16 protein-coding genes and 3 pseudogenes are annotated in these 20,797 nt (G+C 33.0%); all 19 read right to left on the bottom strand.

What is annotated here, in order from left to right:
* Nucleotides 1-7 precede the first annotated feature (7 nt).
* The 19 genes and pseudogenes from ACZZ95_RS13510 to ACZZ95_RS13420 all read right to left on the bottom strand — a co-directional run bounded on the left by ACZZ95_RS13510 (nucleotide 8) and on the right by ACZZ95_RS13420 (nucleotide 20,717).
* Entirely contained in the window at nucleotides 8-931 is a 924-nt protein-coding gene (locus tag ACZZ95_RS13510; RefSeq protein ID WP_463469433.1) for a hypothetical protein, read from the bottom strand.
* 80 nt (nucleotides 932-1,011) lie between these two features.
* Complete coding sequence (locus tag ACZZ95_RS13505) at nucleotides 1,012-1,491, bottom strand: DUF4280 domain-containing protein (RefSeq protein ID WP_463469432.1); 480 nt, start codon at nucleotides 1,489-1,491, stop codon at nucleotides 1,012-1,014.
* A gap of 15 nt (nucleotides 1,492-1,506) precedes the next feature.
* Nucleotides 1,507-2,370 carry a hypothetical protein gene (locus ACZZ95_RS13500; protein WP_463469431.1) on the bottom strand — a complete coding sequence of 288 codons (864 nt, stop codon included), beginning with the start codon at nucleotides 2,368-2,370 and terminating at the stop codon, nucleotides 1,507-1,509.
* An 11-nt stretch (nucleotides 2,371-2,381) separates the two neighbouring features.
* Nucleotides 2,382-3,026: a TssN family type VI secretion system protein gene (locus tag ACZZ95_RS13495; RefSeq protein ID WP_463471675.1), complete on the bottom strand. Its 645-nt coding sequence runs from the start codon at nucleotides 3,024-3,026 to the stop codon at nucleotides 2,382-2,384.
* A complete protein-coding gene (locus ACZZ95_RS13490; protein ID WP_463469430.1) occupies nucleotides 2,914-3,381 on the bottom strand; it encodes a TssN family type VI secretion system protein in 468 nt (155 codons plus the stop codon). The genes ACZZ95_RS13495 and ACZZ95_RS13490 overlap by 113 nt, the downstream gene beginning before the upstream one ends.
* Before the next feature lie 227 nt (nucleotides 3,382-3,608).
* The gene (locus ACZZ95_RS13485; RefSeq protein ID WP_463469429.1) at nucleotides 3,609-4,226 is read right to left on the bottom strand and encodes an acyloxyacyl hydrolase; all 618 of its coding nucleotides are present in this window, start codon (nucleotides 4,224-4,226) and stop codon (nucleotides 3,609-3,611) included.
* An 83-nt stretch (nucleotides 4,227-4,309) separates the two neighbouring features.
* Nucleotides 4,310-7,300 (bottom strand): protein translocase subunit SecDF, encoded by a 2,991-nt coding sequence (gene secDF, locus ACZZ95_RS13480; RefSeq protein ID WP_463469428.1) that lies wholly within the window; start codon nucleotides 7,298-7,300, stop codon nucleotides 4,310-4,312.
* 225 nt (nucleotides 7,301-7,525) lie between these two features.
* Nucleotides 7,526-8,461, bottom strand: coding sequence for a malate dehydrogenase (gene mdh, locus ACZZ95_RS13475; protein ID WP_095953065.1), 936 nt, complete (start codon nucleotides 8,459-8,461; stop codon nucleotides 7,526-7,528).
* Between the two features lie 113 nt (nucleotides 8,462-8,574).
* A pseudogene (gene gyrB, locus ACZZ95_RS13470) lies at nucleotides 8,575-10,516 on the bottom strand (DNA topoisomerase (ATP-hydrolyzing) subunit B).
* Between the two features lie 594 nt (nucleotides 10,517-11,110).
* The gene (gene asnB, locus ACZZ95_RS13465; RefSeq protein ID WP_463469427.1) at nucleotides 11,111-12,727 is read right to left on the bottom strand and encodes an asparagine synthase B; all 1,617 of its coding nucleotides are present in this window, start codon (nucleotides 12,725-12,727) and stop codon (nucleotides 11,111-11,113) included.
* A 307-nt stretch (nucleotides 12,728-13,034) separates the two neighbouring features.
* Nucleotides 13,035-14,710 (bottom strand): annotated as a pseudogene (gene asnB, locus ACZZ95_RS13460) (asparagine synthase B).
* Nucleotides 14,711-15,207: 497 nt separating this feature from the next.
* Nucleotides 15,208-15,921, bottom strand: coding sequence for a hypothetical protein (locus ACZZ95_RS13455; RefSeq protein WP_463469426.1), 714 nt, complete (start codon nucleotides 15,919-15,921; stop codon nucleotides 15,208-15,210).
* 41 nt (nucleotides 15,922-15,962) lie between these two features.
* Nucleotides 15,963-16,775 (bottom strand): hypothetical protein, encoded by an 813-nt coding sequence (locus ACZZ95_RS13450; RefSeq protein WP_463469425.1) that lies wholly within the window; start codon nucleotides 16,773-16,775, stop codon nucleotides 15,963-15,965.
* A 21-nt stretch (nucleotides 16,776-16,796) separates the two neighbouring features.
* Nucleotides 16,797-17,246, bottom strand: coding sequence for a hypothetical protein (locus ACZZ95_RS13445; protein WP_463469424.1), 450 nt, complete (start codon nucleotides 17,244-17,246; stop codon nucleotides 16,797-16,799).
* Nucleotides 17,247-17,302: 56 nt separating this feature from the next.
* Complete coding sequence (locus ACZZ95_RS13440; protein WP_463469423.1) at nucleotides 17,303-17,833, bottom strand: GNAT family N-acetyltransferase; 531 nt, start codon at nucleotides 17,831-17,833, stop codon at nucleotides 17,303-17,305.
* 129 nt (nucleotides 17,834-17,962) lie between these two features.
* Nucleotides 17,963-19,715: pseudogene (locus tag ACZZ95_RS13435) on the bottom strand (TonB-dependent receptor).
* A gap of 136 nt (nucleotides 19,716-19,851) precedes the next feature.
* A complete protein-coding gene (locus tag ACZZ95_RS13430) occupies nucleotides 19,852-20,295 on the bottom strand; it encodes a PhzF family phenazine biosynthesis protein (protein ID WP_463469422.1) in 444 nt (147 codons plus the stop codon).
* Nucleotides 20,282-20,560 (bottom strand): PhzF family phenazine biosynthesis protein, encoded by a 279-nt coding sequence (locus ACZZ95_RS13425; RefSeq protein WP_463471674.1) that lies wholly within the window; start codon nucleotides 20,558-20,560, stop codon nucleotides 20,282-20,284. Before ACZZ95_RS13425 ends, ACZZ95_RS13430 begins: the two co-directional genes overlap by 14 nt.
* Nucleotides 20,561-20,588: 28 nt before the next feature.
* A complete protein-coding gene (locus tag ACZZ95_RS13420) occupies nucleotides 20,589-20,717 on the bottom strand; it encodes a PhzF family phenazine biosynthesis protein (RefSeq protein WP_463469421.1) in 129 nt (42 codons plus the stop codon).
* Between the last annotated feature and the right edge of the window lie 80 nt (nucleotides 20,718-20,797).

The raw sequence follows: 20,797 nt of genomic DNA, 5'->3' as shown, positions 1-20,797 counted from the left end.
TTCGGGTTTAACAAGTAGAGGAAAAATTACCAGCTTCTGTTTTTTCTTCTTTCTGATGCCACATAGGATCCCCAACATTAACCATCATCAGACTATTAATAAACTCTTGTTGAGCATCGTAAGTAACTGTAGGTTTTACATCAACTTTCTGTTCGTGATAATCATGAGCTTTTCTTTCAGTTTTCGCTATTCCTCTGGTTTCTTTTTTAGAAGGACCTTTTTGTTCTCTGGGAGATGGTTTTTTAGTTTCTTTTTCAGATGGTTTAGAAGCAGTTGTTTTTGAAAGTATATCTACTTTATAATCTGGATTGATAACATTAATATCTTGGGTAGGTTTCGAAACTTTTTTGTAAAACTCAGCGGTTACATAATATTCATGAAATGCGCCTTCATTAGACTCATTGGGAGCCGTTTTTGCATTGGCAAGCCATACTTTGCTGGTATCAAAAGTAAATTTGACATCAGCTTTTCCATTTAATACATCAGCTTCTTTCGTCTCGCCGCTAATATCAGAAAGGTCTTTTTTACCTTCGTCATTTTCCCATAAAGTAACGTTTATGCGAAATTTTTCCATGTTAAGACAATGTACGCGAGCTGTAATAGTTTCGCCATAACTAAATAGTTTTGTGGGCTTTTTTCCGTTGTTGTCCAGAATTTCTACATATAGAATCTTGCTTTCTGCATTTTCTTTGGTTTTTATATCCAAAACTGCTTTTTCGCCGTTTGCATCAACCAACATTCTTATTCCTTTACGAGTGAGACTAGGTTGGGTAAATGTATACTCTACGGTTGCACCCGTCTTATTGTTTTTGCTCATTTTAACCCATTCATTTCCCAATAATATCCAGATACTCCATTTGATATTTTCGTCAGGTATATTTCCTACTGGCTCAATGAATTTTGATGGAGCAGACACCGCCAAAAAAATCATGTATAGAGTAATATTGTTTTATCCCTATTACGGGATTGGGATTGCCATATATTTTTACTTTGCTCATAATTTGTAGAATTTTAATAACAATCAGAAAGCTGGTCTTCTAATTCATCAGGATTTAATAATGGATTAATCTGCTTCAAGACATCACGATCTGCTTTTTGCATTTGCTGGCCTCCTAGTTCAGCTATCTGTCCATGTTTAAAAATTTCTATACATTTTGGTCCGCCTACAGGGCATCCCGCTTTACTGTCTTCTATCAAAATTTTGCCTTGATTGCTGAGTGTTACTTTTTCATGCGAATCATACCATTGGGTTATTGTCGCCATACAGGGTTTATTGCCACTTGAAGTAGGCTGTAAAGTGCATTTTCCAAAAGAGCCACTCTTTAAGGTTTGATTGATATCTTTGGTTGTGGCTATCAATTTTTTATTAGCTCCTTTGTCGTTGGCAAAATGTTTTTTTTGAGATTTTATCTGCAGAATATCTACAGCATTAGGGTCTTCACTAAACTTGCATTTGCAACTTGCACCATCTACAACAACATATTTTTCCATAATCTAGATTTATTATTATACTAAAAGTGATATTCTGCTATCTACTGTTATTTTGCTTTCGTCTAAGTTTTTAACTTCAACTGTAATTTTTCGTTTCATATCAATTAAATCACATTCTAAATGCAGTTCTTCAATGAGATAATTATTTGGATTTAAAAAATAGTGGGCGTGGTAATATTCTTCGACATTTTCGTCGTCAGATTTACCATTTTGGGTTACTTCAATTAGGTTTAAATCGTTGAGATAAGGATTAACTTTTTGCGAAATTAAAAACTCCACATCATCGGTTTCGGCGATCGCGGGAAAATATAATTTTCGACTTGTTTCAAGAGTTTGAGTGTAGGCTCTGTGTATTCCGTTAAAATAAGCCCTCAAAAACCAGTTTCCCGAGAGTAGCTTTACTAATAAACTATTATCTTCAATTGCATTTTCAATATTTTTAGTCAGTTGCATAAAAATTTTGCCATCAAACAATTCTTTAATGCTGTCTTTTTGATTTTCCCAGCGTTCTTTTAGTTTATCATAACTGTTCAAGTCTATCCATTTTCCGTATTTATTTACGACTATTCGTAAAGGAAAAAGAAGTTCTGCAGTCTTTTCTGCAACGGTATATGCTCTTGTATCAATTGTTTTTCCGTCTATAAATAGTTTCGATGTTTTACTTATCTCAATAAAATGATAATCGTCTTGTTTGGTATCGGGTTTCAATCTTAATAGACTGAAATTTTGCTTGAGAGTCTGTTTTTTTCCTTCCTTTTCAATTGTGTACAAAACCGAATAGTTGTGATTGAGTTCAAAAGGGTTAAAAGGAAGGAAATTATCCTGACTTACAAATAAAACAGGCTCTTTCTTCTTTTCCTTGTCATCTTCTTTTTTCATATGTAATCCATTTATTTTATAAGTCCTTCTTCTTCAGGTTCTTTTAATTCATTAATTTTTTCTTGTTCAGATTCTTCGTTATGCGAATCAGTATTGTATATTTTAGCGTCAGGTTTTTTCTTATTTTCCGGAGGAGCATTTTTTTCTGTTTTACGCTCACATATTATTACTGAGTTTTCATTTATCAGATTTGATCCCATATCTTTTAAAGCATCGACATATTTTGTTTTTTCATACCATTTAGACTGGTGATAGAAAACCCAATTATAGTTTTGTCTGTTCGGCATCAGTAATTCAATCTGACTTTTTGGAATTTGTTTGTTGTATCCGTTTACAGCAAGAAAAAACAAACGTCCAAATTTAACTCTCACAGGTACTTGTGCTCGAATAGAAATATATTCTTCATCACCGTATTCTTTTTTTATTAAGAGCGTTATCAATAAAATACCTTTCATTTCATTGGTCTCAATTGTTTTATAAGATTTATCAGGCGTCCACGAAATGATTTTTTTTGGAGGTATCAGCATCATTAGACAAAACACTTTATCGATAGCTGTAGGTATGATAAATATTATAAAGTGCCCACATATTAAAAAAGTAAAATTTAAGCCGTTTAAAATGGTATAAATAATAACAAATAATAAGCTTGAATACAAAGGGACAACTGCTTGCAACAAGGAGTTCTATGATGAAACTTTTTAGCTTAAATTCATGAAAATAATTGCGGTAAATCCAAACATGAAGAAACCCAAACAGAAGAGATGTTACCTGATATAAAATAAGTTCTCGACTAAGGCTTGTAAATGGTTTATTATGGCTTAAAAATGCAATAAGCGCATAAATCAATGCAAATGATAAGACATAAACATAGAATTTCTTCTTATACTCTTTTGCAAAATCTTTTACTTTATCGCTAATCAGTAATGTAAATATCCCGCAAAGCGCAATTATCACAATTAAGAATATAATAATGTTGACATCAATAAGATTTATCAAGTACTTTTTAACCATTTTAACATTATTTTAAACGTTCTTTAAATCAATTATTTACTGTTATATAAAACATTTTTTTACTAATGTAGCTTTTTTATTTCATTTTTAAATACTATTTGTATAATTTTTCTTTCATTTTTTATTCTGCAAGCAAAAAAAAAGGGATATATCCCCTTTCTAGTTTTTTATAATCAATTAGTATTAAAAGAAATCACAATAATTACATTAACCTTAAATAAGATTCTTTATAATTGATACGAAACACCAAACTCAATATTCTTTGTATTATAGCCCGCATTAGAGCTTCCTAAACCCGCATTGGAAACATGCCTGACACTTGGGCGCACATCAAACTGAAATTGGTTGTAATCGACCGAAAAACCTATCGCCAAAACATCTGCGAAAGCAAAACCTTTAGACATACGTTCTGTTTCTGTATCTGTAATCATTGGTCCTATACTTCCTAAGAGATAACAGGAAAACATATTACCAATTGGTTTCCTGACTATAAAACCAATATTCAGAACATATTCATGAACGTTTTTCAATTTCATGTATTCAATTCGCTTCTGGTCAAAATCCAGTGTTTCAGGCTTTACGAAATACAAATTCAACAATTGATGTTTTCCAAAGTTGATCTCGGGCTGTATTAAAATCTCATATCTAAAATTTCGAGTTTCTTTTAATTTATAATACAACTGGGCTTTATAGAAATTATTAGTAAAAGTATAATCCGTATTATTGAACTCGCTTCCAAAACCATAACTCACTCCTACCCTATAATTATTGTATTTCTCTTTTGCGCATGAAGTTGCAAGCAATACAAAGAAAGAAACGATAAAGAATATTCTTTTCTTTTTCATAAATAGTTTTTGGATCTCATATACAAACATAAAAAAAGATCCAGCTTTCACTGGATCTTTCTATTATTAAAAACAAAGTTTAATTATGCTTTGTTGTGTTTGTCTTCGATTGTATGTTTCTCATCATTTGAAATCGTATCAACCAATACTGGCGTAGCGATAAATAATGAAGAGTAAGTACCTACGATAATACCAATTAACATTGCAAAGATAAATCCTCTAATTGATTCTCCACCAAAAATAAACATTGTTAATAATACAATGATCATCATTAATGAAGTATTCAGCGTTCTTGATAAAGTAGTATTAATAGAAGCGTTTACGATATCTTCGAAACTACCTTTACGGTTTCCGATGATAAATTCTCTAACCCTGTCAAATACAATTACAGTATCGTTCATAGAGTAACCAATTACAGTCAAAATCGCGACGATAAAGTGCTGATCCATTTCCATGTGGAATGGCATGAATTTGTAGCATAAAGAGTAAATTCCTAATACAAAGATTACGTCATGCGCAACAGCTGCAATCGCACCTAATGAATACTGCCATTTACGGAAAGATACCATTAAGTATAAGAAAATAACTGCCATCGCACCAAGAACTGCCCAGTATGAGTTAGTTTTAATATCCTCAGAGATAGAAGCTCCAACTTTAGAAGCTTGTAATACACCAACTTTTTTACCGTCAAAAGAGTTAATGAATTTCTCGTAAGAAGTATTTGGGAAATATTTCTGTAAAGAAGCATATAATTTTTGATTCACTTCTTCATCAATAGCTACACCATCTTCTTTAATTTTATATTTAGTAGTGATTTTCAATTGATCATCATCACCTAAAATTTTCGCCTCAACAGGAGTTCCAAAAGTCGCAGATAATTCATCTGAAACAGCAGTTGCATCTACGGGTTTTTCAAATTTAACTTGGAAAGTTCTACCTCCAACAAAATCAACACCTTCATCTAAACCATTAATAAAGAAAATAGAAGTTAAACTTACTACTGTTACAATAGAAGAGAAGATATAAGTGAATTTTTTCACTTTAATGAAATCAAAGTGGAAATTAGTAAACCAGTTTTTAGTAATATTTGTAGAGAAAGTTAAATCAGCTTTTCCAATAATATTTCTATCAATAAAGATTCTAGCAATAAAGATTGATGTAAACAATGAAGTTACGATACCAATTAATAATGTTAAAGCGAAACCTTTAATAGGACCTGTTCCAAAGATAAATAAGATAGCTCCAGTTAAAACGTGAGTAACGTTAGCATCAATAATAGAACGCATTGCACCGTGCCATCCGTAAGAAGCGACAACCGCCTCAGAAAGAGATTTTCCTTCACGCAATTCCTCTTTTGCTCTTTCGTAGATAATAATATTCGCATCTACCGCTGTACCTAATGTTAATACGATACCTGCAATACCTGGTAATGTTAATACAAAACCAAAACTTGCCATAATTCCGAATAAGAAAAGTAAGTTTAATAATAAAGCAAGGTTTGCATACCATCCCGCTTTACCATAATAGAATACCATCCAAACGCAAACTAATAAAAACCCTAATACAGAAGAAATTGTACCTGCATCAATAGCGACTTGTCCTAAAGATGGACCAACAACAGTTGATTGAATAATATCTGCAGAAGCTGGTAATTTACCTGCGTTTAATACGTTAGCTAAATCTTTAGTTTCAGCAACATCAAAAGAACCTGTAATTTCAGATCTTCCTCCAGCGATAGGACCACTTGTAACACCTGGAGCAGAATAAACGATATCATCTAAAACGATAGCGATATAACTTTTTTGAGCAAACGCTCTTCCTGTTAATTCTTCCCAAACTTTAGCACCTTGGCTGTTCATCTGCATAGAAACTGCAGGTTTACCCATTTGGTCAAAAGTATCTTTTGCATCAGTAACAACACCACCGCTCATTGCTGGGTTATTGTCTCTGTTTCCTTTTAAAGCGTATAATTCAACAACTTCAATATCTTTTGCACTTGCTAAATCTTTTGCTTTTTGATCTTTTATAGTAGTTGGTTTACTCCAAACAAATTTTGCATAATGTTGGTCAGCGACCAATAAAACTCTAATTTCTGGTCTTTTAAAATAACTGTTGATTACAGCAGTATCTTTTGTAGCGAAGTAACCTAAAACTGGTCCGTCGCCTTGACCTAAAATTTTATCGAATAAAGGATTGTTTCCTTTTTTAGTATCTGTAGAATCTTTAGCATCTGTCAACAAAGCATTCAATGAATCTTTAGCAACAGTTTTAGTTTCTGGTTTCTTAACTTCAGTTTTCTTCAAAGCTTCGTTAGCGACAACTAAGAAATTACCAATTTCTTCAATTTTATAAGTTTCCCAAAACTCTAATTGAGCTTTTCCACCTAATAATTTTTTAATTCTATCAACATCCTTAGCACCTGGAAGCTCTACTAAGATTCTTCCTGTTTCTCCTAATTTTTGAATATTTGGCTGTGTAACACCAAATTTGTCGATACGCTCTCTTAATACTTTAAAAGCACTTTCTACAGACTCGTCAACTTTTCTTTTTACAACTTTTTGAACCTGTGCGTCAGACATTTGAAAATCTACACCACCTTCACCTTGAAGACTTCTGTTTGCAAAAATATCTGGAGATGCTAATTTTACACTTCCTTTTGAGTTTGCTTCAAAAGCTTCAAAAAACTTATTTAAATATGTTTTGTTTCCTTCTAAATTTGCAGATGCATCAGCTAATGATTTATTAAAAACTGGATTTTTAGAATTATTAGCTAAACCTTTTAAAACATCTTTAATAGAAATTTGAAGAATAACGTTGATTCCTCCTTCTAAGTCAAGACCTTTATTAAGTTGCTTGTTTTTCACCTCGTTGTAAGTGAAATCAGTAAAACCAAGATTTAATACTTTCTCTTTACCAATCGAATCTAAATATTTCAGCTCTTTATCAGGATTATCTCCTGCAAAAGCTTTAGCCTCACTTTTGACACCACTTGCCACAAAAGTGAATGATAGTTGGTAAATACTCACCAATGCAAATAGAATTGCGAAAAATTTAATAAGTCCTTTATTCTGCATTATTACTAAAAATTAATTATGTTTTATTTTTGTTTTTGTTTTAAAGTCCCATAAAATAAGCCCTGACATGATTTTTTAAAACAAAAATACGAGATCACGAATTACCAATTTTTTTTTAAACCGAGCAAATATATAATTAACGAAAATATTAACCAATTTATTTATTGATTAATCTCAAAAAAAAAGGCGCAAAAGTGCGACCTTTTCTCTTTTTTGCCGTTTTTATTATACTAAAATCGTTTTTAGAGCATCATTCATACTACGAACTGCATCTGCACTTTTCGCAAATAATGCCTTTTCCTGATCATTTAAGTTAATATCTAAAATCTCTTCTACTCCATTTTTACCAATTATACACGGTACTCCAATACAGATATCGTTTTGACCATATTCTCCTTCTACAAAAACAGAACATGCAATCATTTTCTTTTGATCGTTCAAAATACTATCTACTAAATAGGCCACAGAAGCTCCTGGCGCATACCAAGCTGAAGTTCCAAGCAAGCCTGTAAGAGTTGCTCCTCCAACCATTGTATCTGCCGCTACTTTTTGCAGTACGTCTTCTGAAAGAAATTCTGACACCGGAATTCCGTTGTAAGATGCTAAACGTGTTAACGGAATCATAGTTGTATCACCATGACCTCCAATTACCATCGCAGAAATATCATTTGCAGGTTTATCTAATGCTAATGAAAGATATGTTCTAAAACGAGAGCTGTCTAACGCGCCTCCCATACCAATAATTCTATTTTTTGGTAAACCTGTAGCTTTTAAAGCCAAATACGTCATAGTATCCATCGGATTAGAAACCACAACAATTATAGTGTCAGGAGAATATTTCAGCACATTTTCGGCAACTGTTTTTACAATTCCTGCATTTATACCTATTAATTCTTCCCTTGTCATCCCTGGTTTTCTTGGAATTCCTGATGTAATTACAACTACATCACTTCCAGCAGTTTTAGAATAATCGTTGGTAACGCCAGACACTTTAGTATTAAAACCAGTATTTGTCGCGCATTGTGTAATATCCAATGCTTTACCTTCGGCAAAACCTTCTTTAATATCCAACAATACTACTTCGCTTGCAATTCCTCTATAAGAAATAACGTCTGCACATGTAGCTCCAACATTTCCTGCTCCTACAATGGTAACTTTCATATTTTATACTTTATCGGTTATTAATTTATTTGTCTATTCCCTAAAAAGACAATTCGTTTAATTGTCTAGTAAATTTAAACAATTAAACGAATTGAAATTATTAATTTTTGATTTTATGCGTCGATATTTGCGTAAACTGCATTTTTCTCGATAAATTCTCTACGAGGCGGTACTTCATCACCCATTAACATCGAGAAAACTCTATCAGCTTCTGCCAAACTATCAATTGTTACCTGACGTAAAGTTCTGAAACTTGGGTCCATTGTAGTTTCCCACAATTGCTCCGCGTTCATCTCTCCAAGACCTTTATAACGCTGAATAGCGGCACTTCCACCCATTCTTTCGTTAGCTTGATCACGCTGTACATCATTCCAAGCATATTCTTTCTTTTGTCCTTTTTTAACCAAATACAACAGCGTAGTCGCAATGTATACGTGGCCTTCTTCGATTAATTCTTTCATAAAACGGAAGAAGAACGTTAATATTAAGGTAGAAATGTGACTACCATCGACATCGGCATCACACATGATGATTACCTTATGATATCTTAGTTTTTCAAGATTTAATGCTTTACTGTCTTCTGCGGTTCCAACTGTAACTCCTAAAGCAGTAAAAATGTTACGAATCTCTTCGTTTTCAAATACTTTATGGTGCATTGCTTTTTCAACGTTCAAGATCTTACCGCGTAATGGCAGAATTGCTTGAAAGTTACGGTCACGACCTTGTTTTGCTGTTCCACCAGCCGAATCTCCCTCGACAAGGTAAACCTCACATCTAGCAGGATCTTGTTCTGAACAGTCAGATAATTTTCCTGGCAATCCACCGTCGCCCATAACAGTTTTACGCTGTACCATTTCACGCGCTTTTTTCGTCGCGTGACGTGCTTGTGTTCGCTAAGATTACTTTTTGGATAATCAGTTTTGCATCATTTGGATTTTCTTCCAAATAATTCTCTAACATTTCTCCAACTGCCTGCGAAACTGGAGAAACCACTTCTCTATTTCCAAGTTTAGTTTTAGTTTGTCCCTCAAACTGAGGCTCAGAAACTTTTACCGAAATAATAGCTGTTAATCCTTCACGGAAGTCATCTCCAGCAATTTCGAATTTTAATTTATCTAACAAACCAGAAGCATCGGCATATTTTTTAAGTGTTCTTGTCAAACCACTTCTAAAACCTTGTAAATGCGTACCTCCTTCGTGAGTGTTAATATTATTTACGTATGAGAAAATATTCTCTGTATAACTTGTATTATAAATCAAAGCAACTTCTACAGGAATTTCGCCTTTGTCATGATCCATGCTGATTACATGCGAAACGATTGGCTCACGATTACCGTCTAAGTAACGGATATACTCTTTTAAACCTTCTGTAGAATGAAAAACTTCACTTTTAAATTCACCTTTTTCATCAACTTCTCTCTTATCTGTAAACGTGATGGTAATTCCTTTATTTAAGAAAGAAAGTTCACGCATACGAGCTGAAAGTGTATCGTATGAGAACTCAGTAGTCTGAGTAAAAATCGTATCATCTGGATAAAAAGTCTGACGTGTACCTCTTTTATCTGTTTCTCCAATTTGTTTTACTGGATATAAAGATTTTCCTCTTTCGTATTCCTGCTCATAGATTTTACCTTCTCTAAATACAGTAGATTTCATGTGAACAGAAAGGGCGTTTACAACCGAAACCCCAACACCGTGCAAACCTCCAGAAACTTTATACGAATCTTTGTCAAATTTACCTCCGGCTCCAATTTTTGTCATTACAACCTCAAGTGCAGAAACACCTTCTTTTTTATGCAAATCAACTGGAATACCACGTCCGTTATCTTCAACTGTAACAGAACCATCTTCGTTAATTGCGACACCAATAGTATCACAATGTCCGCCCATGGCTTCATCAATAGAGTTATCAACAACCTCATAAACTAAATGATGCAGTCCTCGAACTCCTACATCTCCAATATACATCGATGGACGCATTCTTACGTGCTCCATTCCTTCTAATGCCTGAATACTATCTGCTGAATAATTGTTCTTCTTGATTTCTTCGCTCATATAATTTATTCTAAAAAATGTATTTACTGTCTAACACGCAAATATATAAAAACGCGGGCTATATACCCATTAAAATACGACTTAAAGCACTTAAGTTATTAACACAATTGTCTGAAAAACCAAAAAATAAAACAAAAGCTAATTTTAAAATTCCAATTTTGAAATTCCAAATTCCAAAAATGGGAATAACTTAAAAATATTGCTTGTTAAAAATTCCAATCTTTAATATTTAAAATTCCAATTTTGAAATTCCAAATTCCAAAAATGAGAATAACTTAAAAATTGTGCTTGTTTTAAATTCCAATCTTTATATTTAAAATTCCAATCTTTGAAATTCCAAATTCCAAAAATGGGAATAACTTAAAAAAAGTGCTTGTTTTAAATTCCAATCTTTAATATTTAAAATTCCAATTTTGAAATTCCAAATTCCAAATTTTGTTAAATCCCAAATTCCAAAATTTCGTTTTTTACTAAAAAAAAAAAAAGCCAAAACAACATCTGAATGCATTTTGACTTTTATATTTTAAGTCCAAATTGGAATTTGGAATTTGGAATTTATTTATTGGAATTTTAAAAAAAATTGGAATTTAATTCCTAAACCGTTACACCAGATTTTGCACTTTCGAAGCTTCCTTTCAAGTGGGCGACATTTGCTCTTCCGCTTGGATCTAGGTTTTCCTGCCATTTTGGAATCCATTTACGGACTGTTTGAGCGACGCTTACCTGTGGATAGTATTTATGAAAAATAGAACGGTACAAGTACGCTTCTTTCGTCGTTGGTGAATTGTATGGAAATTCAGCACTTGCCCCAGCTAATTGCTCATCTGTAATTTGAGAAGCACAATATTCAATTAATTCATCAACCCAGTTGTACCCTACTCCATCTGAAAACTGCTCTTTCTGACGCCATAAAATATCTGCCGGCAAATAAGGATCTTCTGGCGTATCAAAGGCTTTTCTTAAAATGTATTTTTCAACTCCATCATAAGTTTTTGGCTGTTTTTCTTCTGTTTTAATTCGGATATTAACATCTAGGAATTCTGTATCCAAAAATGGGAATCTCACTTCTAATCCGTGTGCCATTGTTGTTTTATCTGCACGAAGTAAATCTGCAGTAAACAACTTCTGAACTCTTTCTATTGTTTCATCTTGAAATTCTTCTGCCGATGGTGCATTTCTAAAATACAAATGTCCTCCAAAAACTTCATCTGCACCTTCTCCTGACAAAATCACTTTTATTCCTTGATCAGCGATAGCTTTAGACAACAAATACATTGGAACTCCAGATCTTACCGAAATAATATCGTAGGTTTCAATATGATAAATCACTTTTTCTAAAATCTGAACTCCTTCTTCAACAGAAAAATGAATTTCGTGATGTTCTGTTCCTAAAAATTCTGCCGCTTTTCTAGCCGCGATATTATCTGGTGAATCTGCATCTAATCCAATAGAAAACGAATGTAATTTTTCACCGTTTCCTTTCAATAATCTAGATGCAATTGAAGACGTTAAAGAGGAATCTAATCCTCCCGAAAGTATCACTCCGACAGGAACATTTGCTAATAATCGCTTGCTTGTAGCATCAATTAAACTTTGGCGCACAGAATTTAAATCTAAAGACTGATCTGCATTTTTATGATCTTCGTATTCTGGGTGGTAGTATTTTACAAAACCAGTTTTTGCTGTATAATAGTGTCCTGGAGGAAAAGTTGAAAATGATTTACATTGATCTGCAATTGATTTCATTTCTGAAGAAAAATAAATTCGCCCTCTTTCATCTAATCCATAATACAGTGGCTTAACTCCAATTGGGTCACGACCTGCAATATATTTATCCCCATCTATAACTACAAAAGCAAAATCACCATCGAGTTTATTACAGAAATCATAACCAAACTCTTCGTAAAGATGCACAATAACTTCAGAATCTGATGCTGTTCTAAAGGTATGATTTTTTAAAACCGTGTCCTTTAGTTTTTGATAATTATAAATTTCACCATCATGAACCATCCAAGCTTTATCATTTCCTTGAATTGGTCGCTTTCCAGAATTTAAATCAATTATTGACAGGCTTTCATGACAAAGTACACTGCCATTTTCCATGATATGAATATCACTTTCATCAGGACCGCGATGCGACATACGTTCAGAAAGTTCTTTTACAAGCTTGGGGTCTTTTCCTTTACCAATAACGGCCAATAATCCAGACATACTATTCTATTTTTTTATTTATTCTTCTGTACTTTAAGTAAAGTGTACATTAAAAAATCATTAAAATTTTCTGTTGAAAGCAAATCTAAATATTATTTTTTGCTTTCCTACTTTTTCAAATTAAAATTTCAGGGTTTTAACTTTATTTCGGCGAATGCCAAATATAAAAAAGTTAAGTTAAATAATTGCTGAAAAACATTTACAAAGAACTGAAATAGAGAATTTAACAATTTTAGACAAGAAAGACGTTCTCGATAAAGAACGTCTTTCTGCAATATATATACTAATTCTAAAAATTAAACTCGCATTATGCTTTAGCGTATGCATCATCGTGAACACTCGCTACAGCTCTACCAGAAGGATCATTCATGTTTTTGAATGCTTCATCCCACTCCAAAGCGATTTTTGTACTACAAGCCACACTTGCTTCTTGCGGCACACATAGCGCTGCTGCATCACTTGGGAAATGCTCCGTAAAAATTGAACGATAGTAATATTCTTCTTTAGAAGTTGGAGTTTGTAACGGGAACTTAAATCTAGCGTTTGCCAATTGTTCATCCGAAACTTCTCTTCCTACTACTTCTTTCAAAGTATCAATCCAGCTGTATCCAACTCCGTCAGAAAACTGCTCTTTTTGTCTCCAAGCTACACTTTCTGGAAGCATATCTTCGAAAGCTTTACGAACTACCCATTTTTCCATCGGATGTTCCTTGTTGATCATTTTATCTTGTGGGTTGATGCGCATGGCAACATCCATAAATTCTTTATCTAAGAAAGGAACACGTCCTTCAATTCCCCATGCGGCCAAACTTTTGTTTGCACGCAAGCAGTCATACATATGAAGTTTTCCTAATTTACGAACGTTTTCTTCGTGAAATTCTCTAGCGTTTGGCGCTTTGTGGAAATATAAATATCCTCCAAATAACTCATCTGCACCTTCACCAGAAAGCACCATTTTAATTCCCATTGACTTGATAACTCTTGCCATTAACCACATTGGAGTTGAAGCTCTTACGGTAGTTACATCATAAGTTTCTAAGTTGTAGATTACATCACGAACAGCATCTAAACCTTCTTGAATGGTGAATTTAATTTCGTGGTGAATTGTTCCAATATGATCTGCTACTTTTCTAGCATGGCTAAATCTGGCGAACCTTCTAAACCAACAGAAAAAGAGTGCGGTGCGGATACCAAGCATCTGTAGTATCATCTGACTCAATTCTTTTTTGAGCAAATTTTTTGGCTACAGCCGAAGTAATGGATGAATCTAAACCTCCAGAAAGTAAAACTCCATAAGGAACATCACTCATTAATTGTCTGTGAACCAGTCGCTTCTAAAGCTTTTTTGATTTCAGGAATACTTGTTTCGTTGTCTTTTACTGCATCATAATCAACCCAGTCTCTTTTGTACCATTGTACAAATTCACCGTCTTTACTTGATAAATAATGTCCTGGAGGAAACAATTCAATTTTTGTGCAATATCCTTCTAATGCTTTCAATTCAGAAGCTACATAAAAAGTTCCGTGTTGATCCCATCCAATATACAATGGAATAATTCCCATATGATCACGAGCAACAAAATACTCATCTTTATCTACATCATAAATTGCAAATCCGAAGATTCCGTTCAATTCATCAACAAAACTTACTCCTTTTTCTTTGTACAAAGCCAAAATAACTTCGCAGTCACTTTCTGTTTGAAAGTTATATTTTCCTTCGAATTGTTTGCGCAGTTCTCTGTGATTGTAAATTTCACCATTTGCGACCAAAACCAATTTTTTATCTTCTGTAAATAAAGGTTGTTTTCCTGAAGCTGGATCTACAATCGCCAAACGCTCGTGAGATAGAATTGCTTTATCATTACTGTAGATTCCGCTCCAGTCTGGTCCGCGGTGACGAATGATTTTAGACATTTCTAATACTTGAGGTCTTAACGCTTCGGCTTTTTGCTTAAGATCAAAGGCACATACAATTCCACACATAATTCTATATTTTATTTTTTATAATTTTATTTTGATAGGGCAAAGATGAAGTATTAGTTACAATTGAAAAACACAAACACTAATTTCAATTACGAATTTTAATCATATTTCTATTTTTACATACAAAATGTAAAATTTATAAGTAAAAACAAGCTCGAAACTTGAAAATTTTAATTTGGAACCAAAAAACGCTTTAAAATTGAAAGTTTGATGTAATTCTTTGAATTAAATTTTAAGATATTTTATAATAATGAAAAATTCCTAAAGAGATAACCAAAAGATGTTTGGTAATTATTTTTTAAGCGGCAATTTATATTTAGTAAAAAAAATCCACAGCCGTTTAGTTTACTGTTCGATATTTTGAGAAAGTTTTCTAAAATAAAAAAGGCTTTAGCCAAATTAAGTAATTTTTGGCTAAAGCCTCCTAAGAAGCATTTTAAGTCCTTCACTAAAACTGGAGAAAATTAATATTTTTATTCAAATCTAATTTGCGTTACTTACTTTTCAAAAGTAATTCTTGACGAAATATAATCTGGCATACTGGCAATAGCTAACTTTAGTTTCGATTCATTACTTTCTTTTACCTTTTCATCTTTCAGATTATAATTGTAATTGTCAAATAAGTAATAAATTAAAATCCTGTTATAATCATCTAGATCGTTATCTTTTATCATATCCAACAAACTCGTTTCAACTAATTCTGGATTTGAACTTTCTGAAAGGGCGCGTCCAACTCTATTGATACTTGAATAATAATGATTTTTTGATGGATTATCTATGCGGAGGGAAATTCCTAAAATCAAATCCAAAACATTAATATCCAAAACTTCTATTTCTTTAATATAAGTTAATCTTGCTCCCTTTGCATAACTTCCGTCACTGGCTCTGTCAAAACGATCGTTCATGATATTAAGATGGGAACGAAGAAAAATTTCCCATTTTATTGTCTCCGCAGAAAGCATTGCAATATTAAGCGCATGTACTCTCGGGCTATCATCCATGCTACATCCACCCACAACGTGCCTATTTCTTTTTAATTCCAAAGCTTCTTCTTTGCCAATGTATCGAGCAACATATTCTTCAAACGTATCACTAGAAGCTTTTGTTATTTTAGCTTGCGTAAATGCATCACGAAGCATTATATCAAAATTTTTATCTGCTTTTTGTAAAGAGTCAATTCGAATAAGCCGTTCTGATTGCCATTTTTCCATTTTTTTGCTGAAATTCTGATATTCTTTTTCAAGAGCCTCTCTTACAACAACATCTTCTTTCTTCTTTTTTTCTCTTTCCCTTGTGGATCTACATCACTAAAGTCAAAAAGAGCAGAGAATTTTTGATAACTAAAATCTGGCCTTTTTAAAACTTTTTCAACATATACTTCAAAATTTGATACTTTTGTCGGAACCGTATCCATATATCTTACGCCAGAATCTTTTGCATTAGCATAAAAAATTTGAGCCGTAGTATCTACCAGACAATCTGAATATTGAATTAATCTAGCATATTTTTCAGAAATCGGTTTTGTTTTAAAGTCATCAACAAAATAAAAAGCCTTTAGCGATTCTTTTGAATAAGAAGTTTTTTCTTCATAGTGAAAAATCCACTTTCCTTTAAAATCATTATGATAAGAATCAGACTCTTTTTTATCGATTATGATATTCTGCCCATCTCTTACTCCAAAAGACACGCTTGAGACCTCTACTTTTTCGTTTTCTTCATAATCCGTGTACTTGGATTTTAAAACGATGCGATTCTCATCAAAATGTCCCTTACTATACTTAGCTTTAAAATCTGCATATGAAATACCTTTCTCTAAATCTTTCTTCGCTTTTAAAGCATCTGATTTTTCGACTTCGACGAAGTTTGCTTTCGCTTGTCCGTAAGATTTAAAGGTTTTATTAAATTCACAAACTTTAAATTTTAGATTTAATGAATCAACAATGTGTTTAAGTTTAGAAACAGAATGTTCTGAGTAAATCAGACCATTATCATACACTTTAAATTCAGTCTCTTGAGCAGTCATTTTCAAGCAGAACAAAACCATAAAAGCAAAAAGTTTTTTCATAATTTTTCGTTTTTAAATTACCTATTCAACACTTTCAATCGTATAATGCGTTTTATTAATCTCAAACTGAAACCCTGTTTTATTTCCCATTAAATGCGCTCCTAGCGGAGATTGTGGAGAAAGCGCAATCACATTTATGCCGTCAATGGCAATTTTAGGAAGTGCAACGCTCACGTATAAATAGATTCCGTTTGCTTTTACTAAACTTCCTAAAACAATATTTTCGGTTATTTTAAGCGGATCAATTTTATCTAAAATTGCTTTTTGAGCAATAGCTTCTTTCAATTTATTCGTTAGCTTTTCCTGTTCTATGTGCATCATTGATAGTGCCGTCTCGTGTTTATCGCCAGCAGAACCTTTAGCATCATTTTTAGAATCTTCGGTTAAGTTAGAAATCATGTCTCTAAAAACATCCATTCGGTCTTGAACCATTTGTAGGTAATGGGAATATATTTTTTCTTTGAAATTCATACGTTTTTCTGCCACAAAGGCGCTAGGTGACAAAGGTCGGAAAAATTTTCTCGAGTTTATTCAAAAAAAACAGAAGGATAAACCACTTCTCCACTGACACCCGATAATCCATTTTCCATTAAAGAGATAACCATACAATTTTCGGGAGGCACATCAAATGGCATTTTGATGTTATATTTTTCGCAGAGTTCATATCCAAATCTTGGATAATAATCTTGATGCCCAAGCAAAATAACCGATTTATACCCTAAGTTTTTAGCGACTTTGTGAGCATGCAAAATAAGTTTTGAACCCACTCCTTTTCCTTGGAATTCTGGCAAAACCGAAACGGGAGCCAACGCTAAAGACTGAAAAGATTGAGATTCATTTTTAATCTCAAGTTTTGTCAATAAAATATGCCCAACAATTTTATTTTCAAATTCAGCAACAATAGATAATTCAGGAATAAAAGCTTCCGATTTTCTTAATTTCTGAACTAAAAATTGTTCTTTATGATCGCTGTATTCTTCATTTTTAAAAGCATTTTCTATCAATTGAAAAACACTTTCAAAATCGGCGCTATTTTCTTCTCTCAGTTTAATTTCCATAAAATAAAATTATAAAAAATAGCCACGAATTCACGAATTTACTCCAAAAAATTCACGAACTCATGGCTAAAAAAAAGGCACATTTATATTTATATAATCTTTGTGCCTTAGTGTCTTTTTGGCATACGCCTAAAAATCAAATTTATAATTTGCGCCTCCTAAAACTTGGAATCCCTGCACAGGATAATTCAGCCATTTTTCGTAAGCTTGATTTCCAATATTATTTAGTTTTAAGAAAAATGTTAAACGGTCACTGAATTTATAACCAACATGAGCGTTTGCATCAAAATAACTTTTTAAAGTTATTGGCGCATAATTAGCCATAATTCCAGAATTCACCTGCATATCTTTTTCTTTCACCCACATAAAAAACGTTCAACCCAGCATATATTTTTTTTGTAATATTGACGTCCAATGTCGAACTTAATTTCATTGTCGGCAAATTCCATGCTTCAACCGCGTTGTCTGTATTGTAACTATTAAAAGTTCCGTTGATTCCGAAAGTTACGTTCTGCGAAAAATCAGCTTTTAATTCTCCATAAAAACTGAAAGTTCTAATATCTTCATACACTACTCCAAACGAGTTTCCAAAAGCATAATCTTCATTCGTAATTACTTCTGTGTAATCATTTGCGTTAAACAGCGCTTTGTCTTTTTCATTCCTATACGAACCTGATAAGTTGTAATTAACATTGTTTGCCAATTTTCCTTTCAACCCAGCAAAAACATTGTATTGAGTACTAGAAGGGCGCATATTTAAAGTTGGAGACAAAAACGGATTTTCTGTCACAAAGTCTGCATACGAGTTTTGATTTAAACCTCCATTTACTCCAGTATAGAAAATCATTAAATCGCCAACCAATTTATAGGAAGCATTTACTTTTGGATAAATAAAGAATCTATTGTCGCTATTTTCAGAATCACCGCTGTAGAAAACTCCAGCACCTAATTCTAACGTCCAGTCGTTTTCATTAATTACAAAACTTGGTTCAATACCTACATTTGTAATACCGTATTTTACAGGTTCTACATTATCTTGCAGATAATTATTTTTAAAAGAACCGCTTACATGATCTACAATTACGTTTGTTTTAATTGCCTGATCCATTACATCAACTGTGAAAGTCGGCTTTACATAAAATCTGTTTTCTGATGAAGAATAACTGTCCGAAAAGTGCGTGAATTTTGCCGCAAGATTACTAAAAATACTTTCTGTAAATTCGGCATTTCCGCCAACCCAAATCGTATTATAAGAGTGATCCGGATTGATGCTGTTTACCAAGTCATAACGCTGATCTGGAATTGTGGAGCCAAAATCTGACGGAAGTCCGTACCAATTGTAAATTTGATTTTGATAACCTAAATCAACATTCCACGAATTGTCTCTGTTATTCTGACCGTAACCTACATTAATTGCCGTGTCGTAAAACTCATCATTTAATTCTACATCTTTAATCCCGCCTTGCGAAGAATGATGACGGAACATTCCAGCCACATAATCATTATTCCCTAAATCCTGATTTACAAATAATTCTGCATTTAAAGTACTGTAATTCCCAAGTCCTAAAGTCGCATAATTATTAAACAATCTTTCTTTTTTTGCTTTTTCAACACCTTCTGCTTTTCCTTTAGAGGGAGTAAAAGTTGAAGCTACGGGCACAGATAAAATACTGTACTTAATAACTTCTTTCTGTTGATTGCCGCTGTCCTCAAGCGAAGGAGTTTCTTTCACTTTAAAAGCATCTGAAATAGTCGGCGAATAAGGTTTTACTACGTTTACCGTTTCCGTTCCGATGCTTTCATTTTTCTTCTGCGCAAACGAAAGCTGGCAAATCACTAACAATAGCAAAACGATGATTTTATTTCGGCAATTTAATTTCATATTTATTTCTTTTTTTAGAGAATAGAATAAAGAAGAAAGAATATAGACTTCTCTTCTTTTCCCAGTTTCTCCTATACTGTTTCTTATTTCTTTATACTAAAATCTTTCTTCTTGATTCTTTCTTCTTTCCTACAAACTAAGCTTCCCATTCTCCTTTGGCAACAAATTGAGCTTTCCCGCCTATATTAATATCGTATTGGTCATCAGCTAATTTTCCTTTAAAATAAATCTGAGAAGGTCTGCCAATATAATCTCCCTGATAATTGATCAATTCGATTTCTTTTGTATTATATTTTAGCAAAGAAGCTTGTAAACATGTACTCGCGCTTCCCGTTGCGGCATCTTCTAATAACTGATTGTGTTCTATATATAATAACCTGCTCATTACCTTTGAACCTTCAAAATAGTAGAAATACAGCCCTCTATGATCGGTTTTACAATGCTGTTTCATCCATTTATCTGCTTTGTCTTTATCCAGAACCAAATTTTCTAAAGCTCTTTGGTCGCTTAACGGGACCATTACAAAAGCACTTCCGGTTGTTACTTCCTGAATTGGAAATTGATTTTCAAAATCGCTCACTTCCAAATTGCTGAAAAGCGTAAAATCTTCTTTTGAAAAAACATCCCAAAATTTTGGCTGTCGTCGCTTTTAACCAAATTAAATCTTCGGTTTGGTGAATTGGAATTTCTCCAATTGGAACTTTCAATTTAATTTCATTTGGCGAATTTTCAAACACCTTATTCATCAAAACCCATGAAGTTCCAATTATCGGATGCCCTGCAAATTGCATTTCATAAGCTGGAGTAAAAATTTTAATCTCAGCTTTATTATTTTCTCTGTCCAGTTTGGTTACAAATGTGCTTTCTGCAAAATTAATCTCGCGAGCGATTTGTCTGCATTTCTTCCGAACTTAGATTTTCTGCATCCATAAAAACTGCCAGCTGATTTCCAGCATATTTTTTATCAGCAAAAACATCAACTATATAAAAAGGTAAACTCATTGTTTTTTTTCTTTTTTCTTTAGAAGCAAGAAGCAAGAGAAAAGACTTTATTTCTTTATAAAAATCTTGTTTCTTGTCTC

The sequence above is a fragment of the Flavobacterium sp. AC267 genome, from assembly GCF_979258715.1.
This window is presented reverse-complemented; position numbering and strand designations above follow the sequence as displayed.

Bases quoted from the DNA above. Each gene is read 5' to 3' on its own strand.
- ACZZ95_RS13510 (WP_463469433.1), bottom strand. From the start codon at position 931: ATGATTTTTTTGGCGGTGTCTGCTCCATCAAAATTCATTGAGCCAGTA.
- ACZZ95_RS13505 (WP_463469432.1), bottom strand. From the start codon at position 1,491: ATGGAAAAATATGTTGTTGTAGATGGTGCAAGTTGCAAATGCAAGTTT.
- ACZZ95_RS13500 (WP_463469431.1), bottom strand. From the start codon at position 2,370: ATGAAAAAAGAAGATGACAAGGAAAAGAAGAAAGAGCCTGTTTTATTT.
- ACZZ95_RS13490 (WP_463469430.1), bottom strand. From the start codon at position 3,381: ATGGTTAAAAAGTACTTGATAAATCTTATTGATGTCAACATTATTATA.
- ACZZ95_RS13485 (WP_463469429.1), bottom strand. From the start codon at position 4,226: ATGAAAAAGAAAAGAATATTCTTTATCGTTTCTTTCTTTGTATTGCTT.
- secDF (WP_463469428.1), bottom strand. From the start codon at position 7,300: ATGCAGAATAAAGGACTTATTAAATTTTTCGCAATTCTATTTGCATTG.
- mdh (WP_095953065.1), bottom strand. From the start codon at position 8,461: ATGAAAGTTACCATTGTAGGAGCAGGAAATGTTGGAGCTACATGTGCA.
- asnB (WP_463469427.1), bottom strand. From the start codon at position 12,727: ATGTCTGGATTATTGGCCGTTATTGGTAAAGGAAAAGACCCCAAGCTT.
- ACZZ95_RS13455 (WP_463469426.1), bottom strand. From the start codon at position 15,921: ATGGAAAAATGGCAATCAGAACGGCTTATTCGAATTGACTCTTTACAA.
- ACZZ95_RS13450 (WP_463469425.1), bottom strand. From the start codon at position 16,775: ATGAAAAAACTTTTTGCTTTTATGGTTTTGTTCTGCTTGAAAATGACT.
- ACZZ95_RS13445 (WP_463469424.1), bottom strand. From the start codon at position 17,246: ATGAATTTCAAAGAAAAAATATATTCCCATTACCTACAAATGGTTCAA.
- ACZZ95_RS13440 (WP_463469423.1), bottom strand. From the start codon at position 17,833: ATGGAAATTAAACTGAGAGAAGAAAATAGCGCCGATTTTGAAAGTGTT.
- ACZZ95_RS13420 (WP_463469421.1), bottom strand. From the start codon at position 20,717: ATGAGTTTACCTTTTTATATAGTTGATGTTTTTGCTGATAAAAAATAT.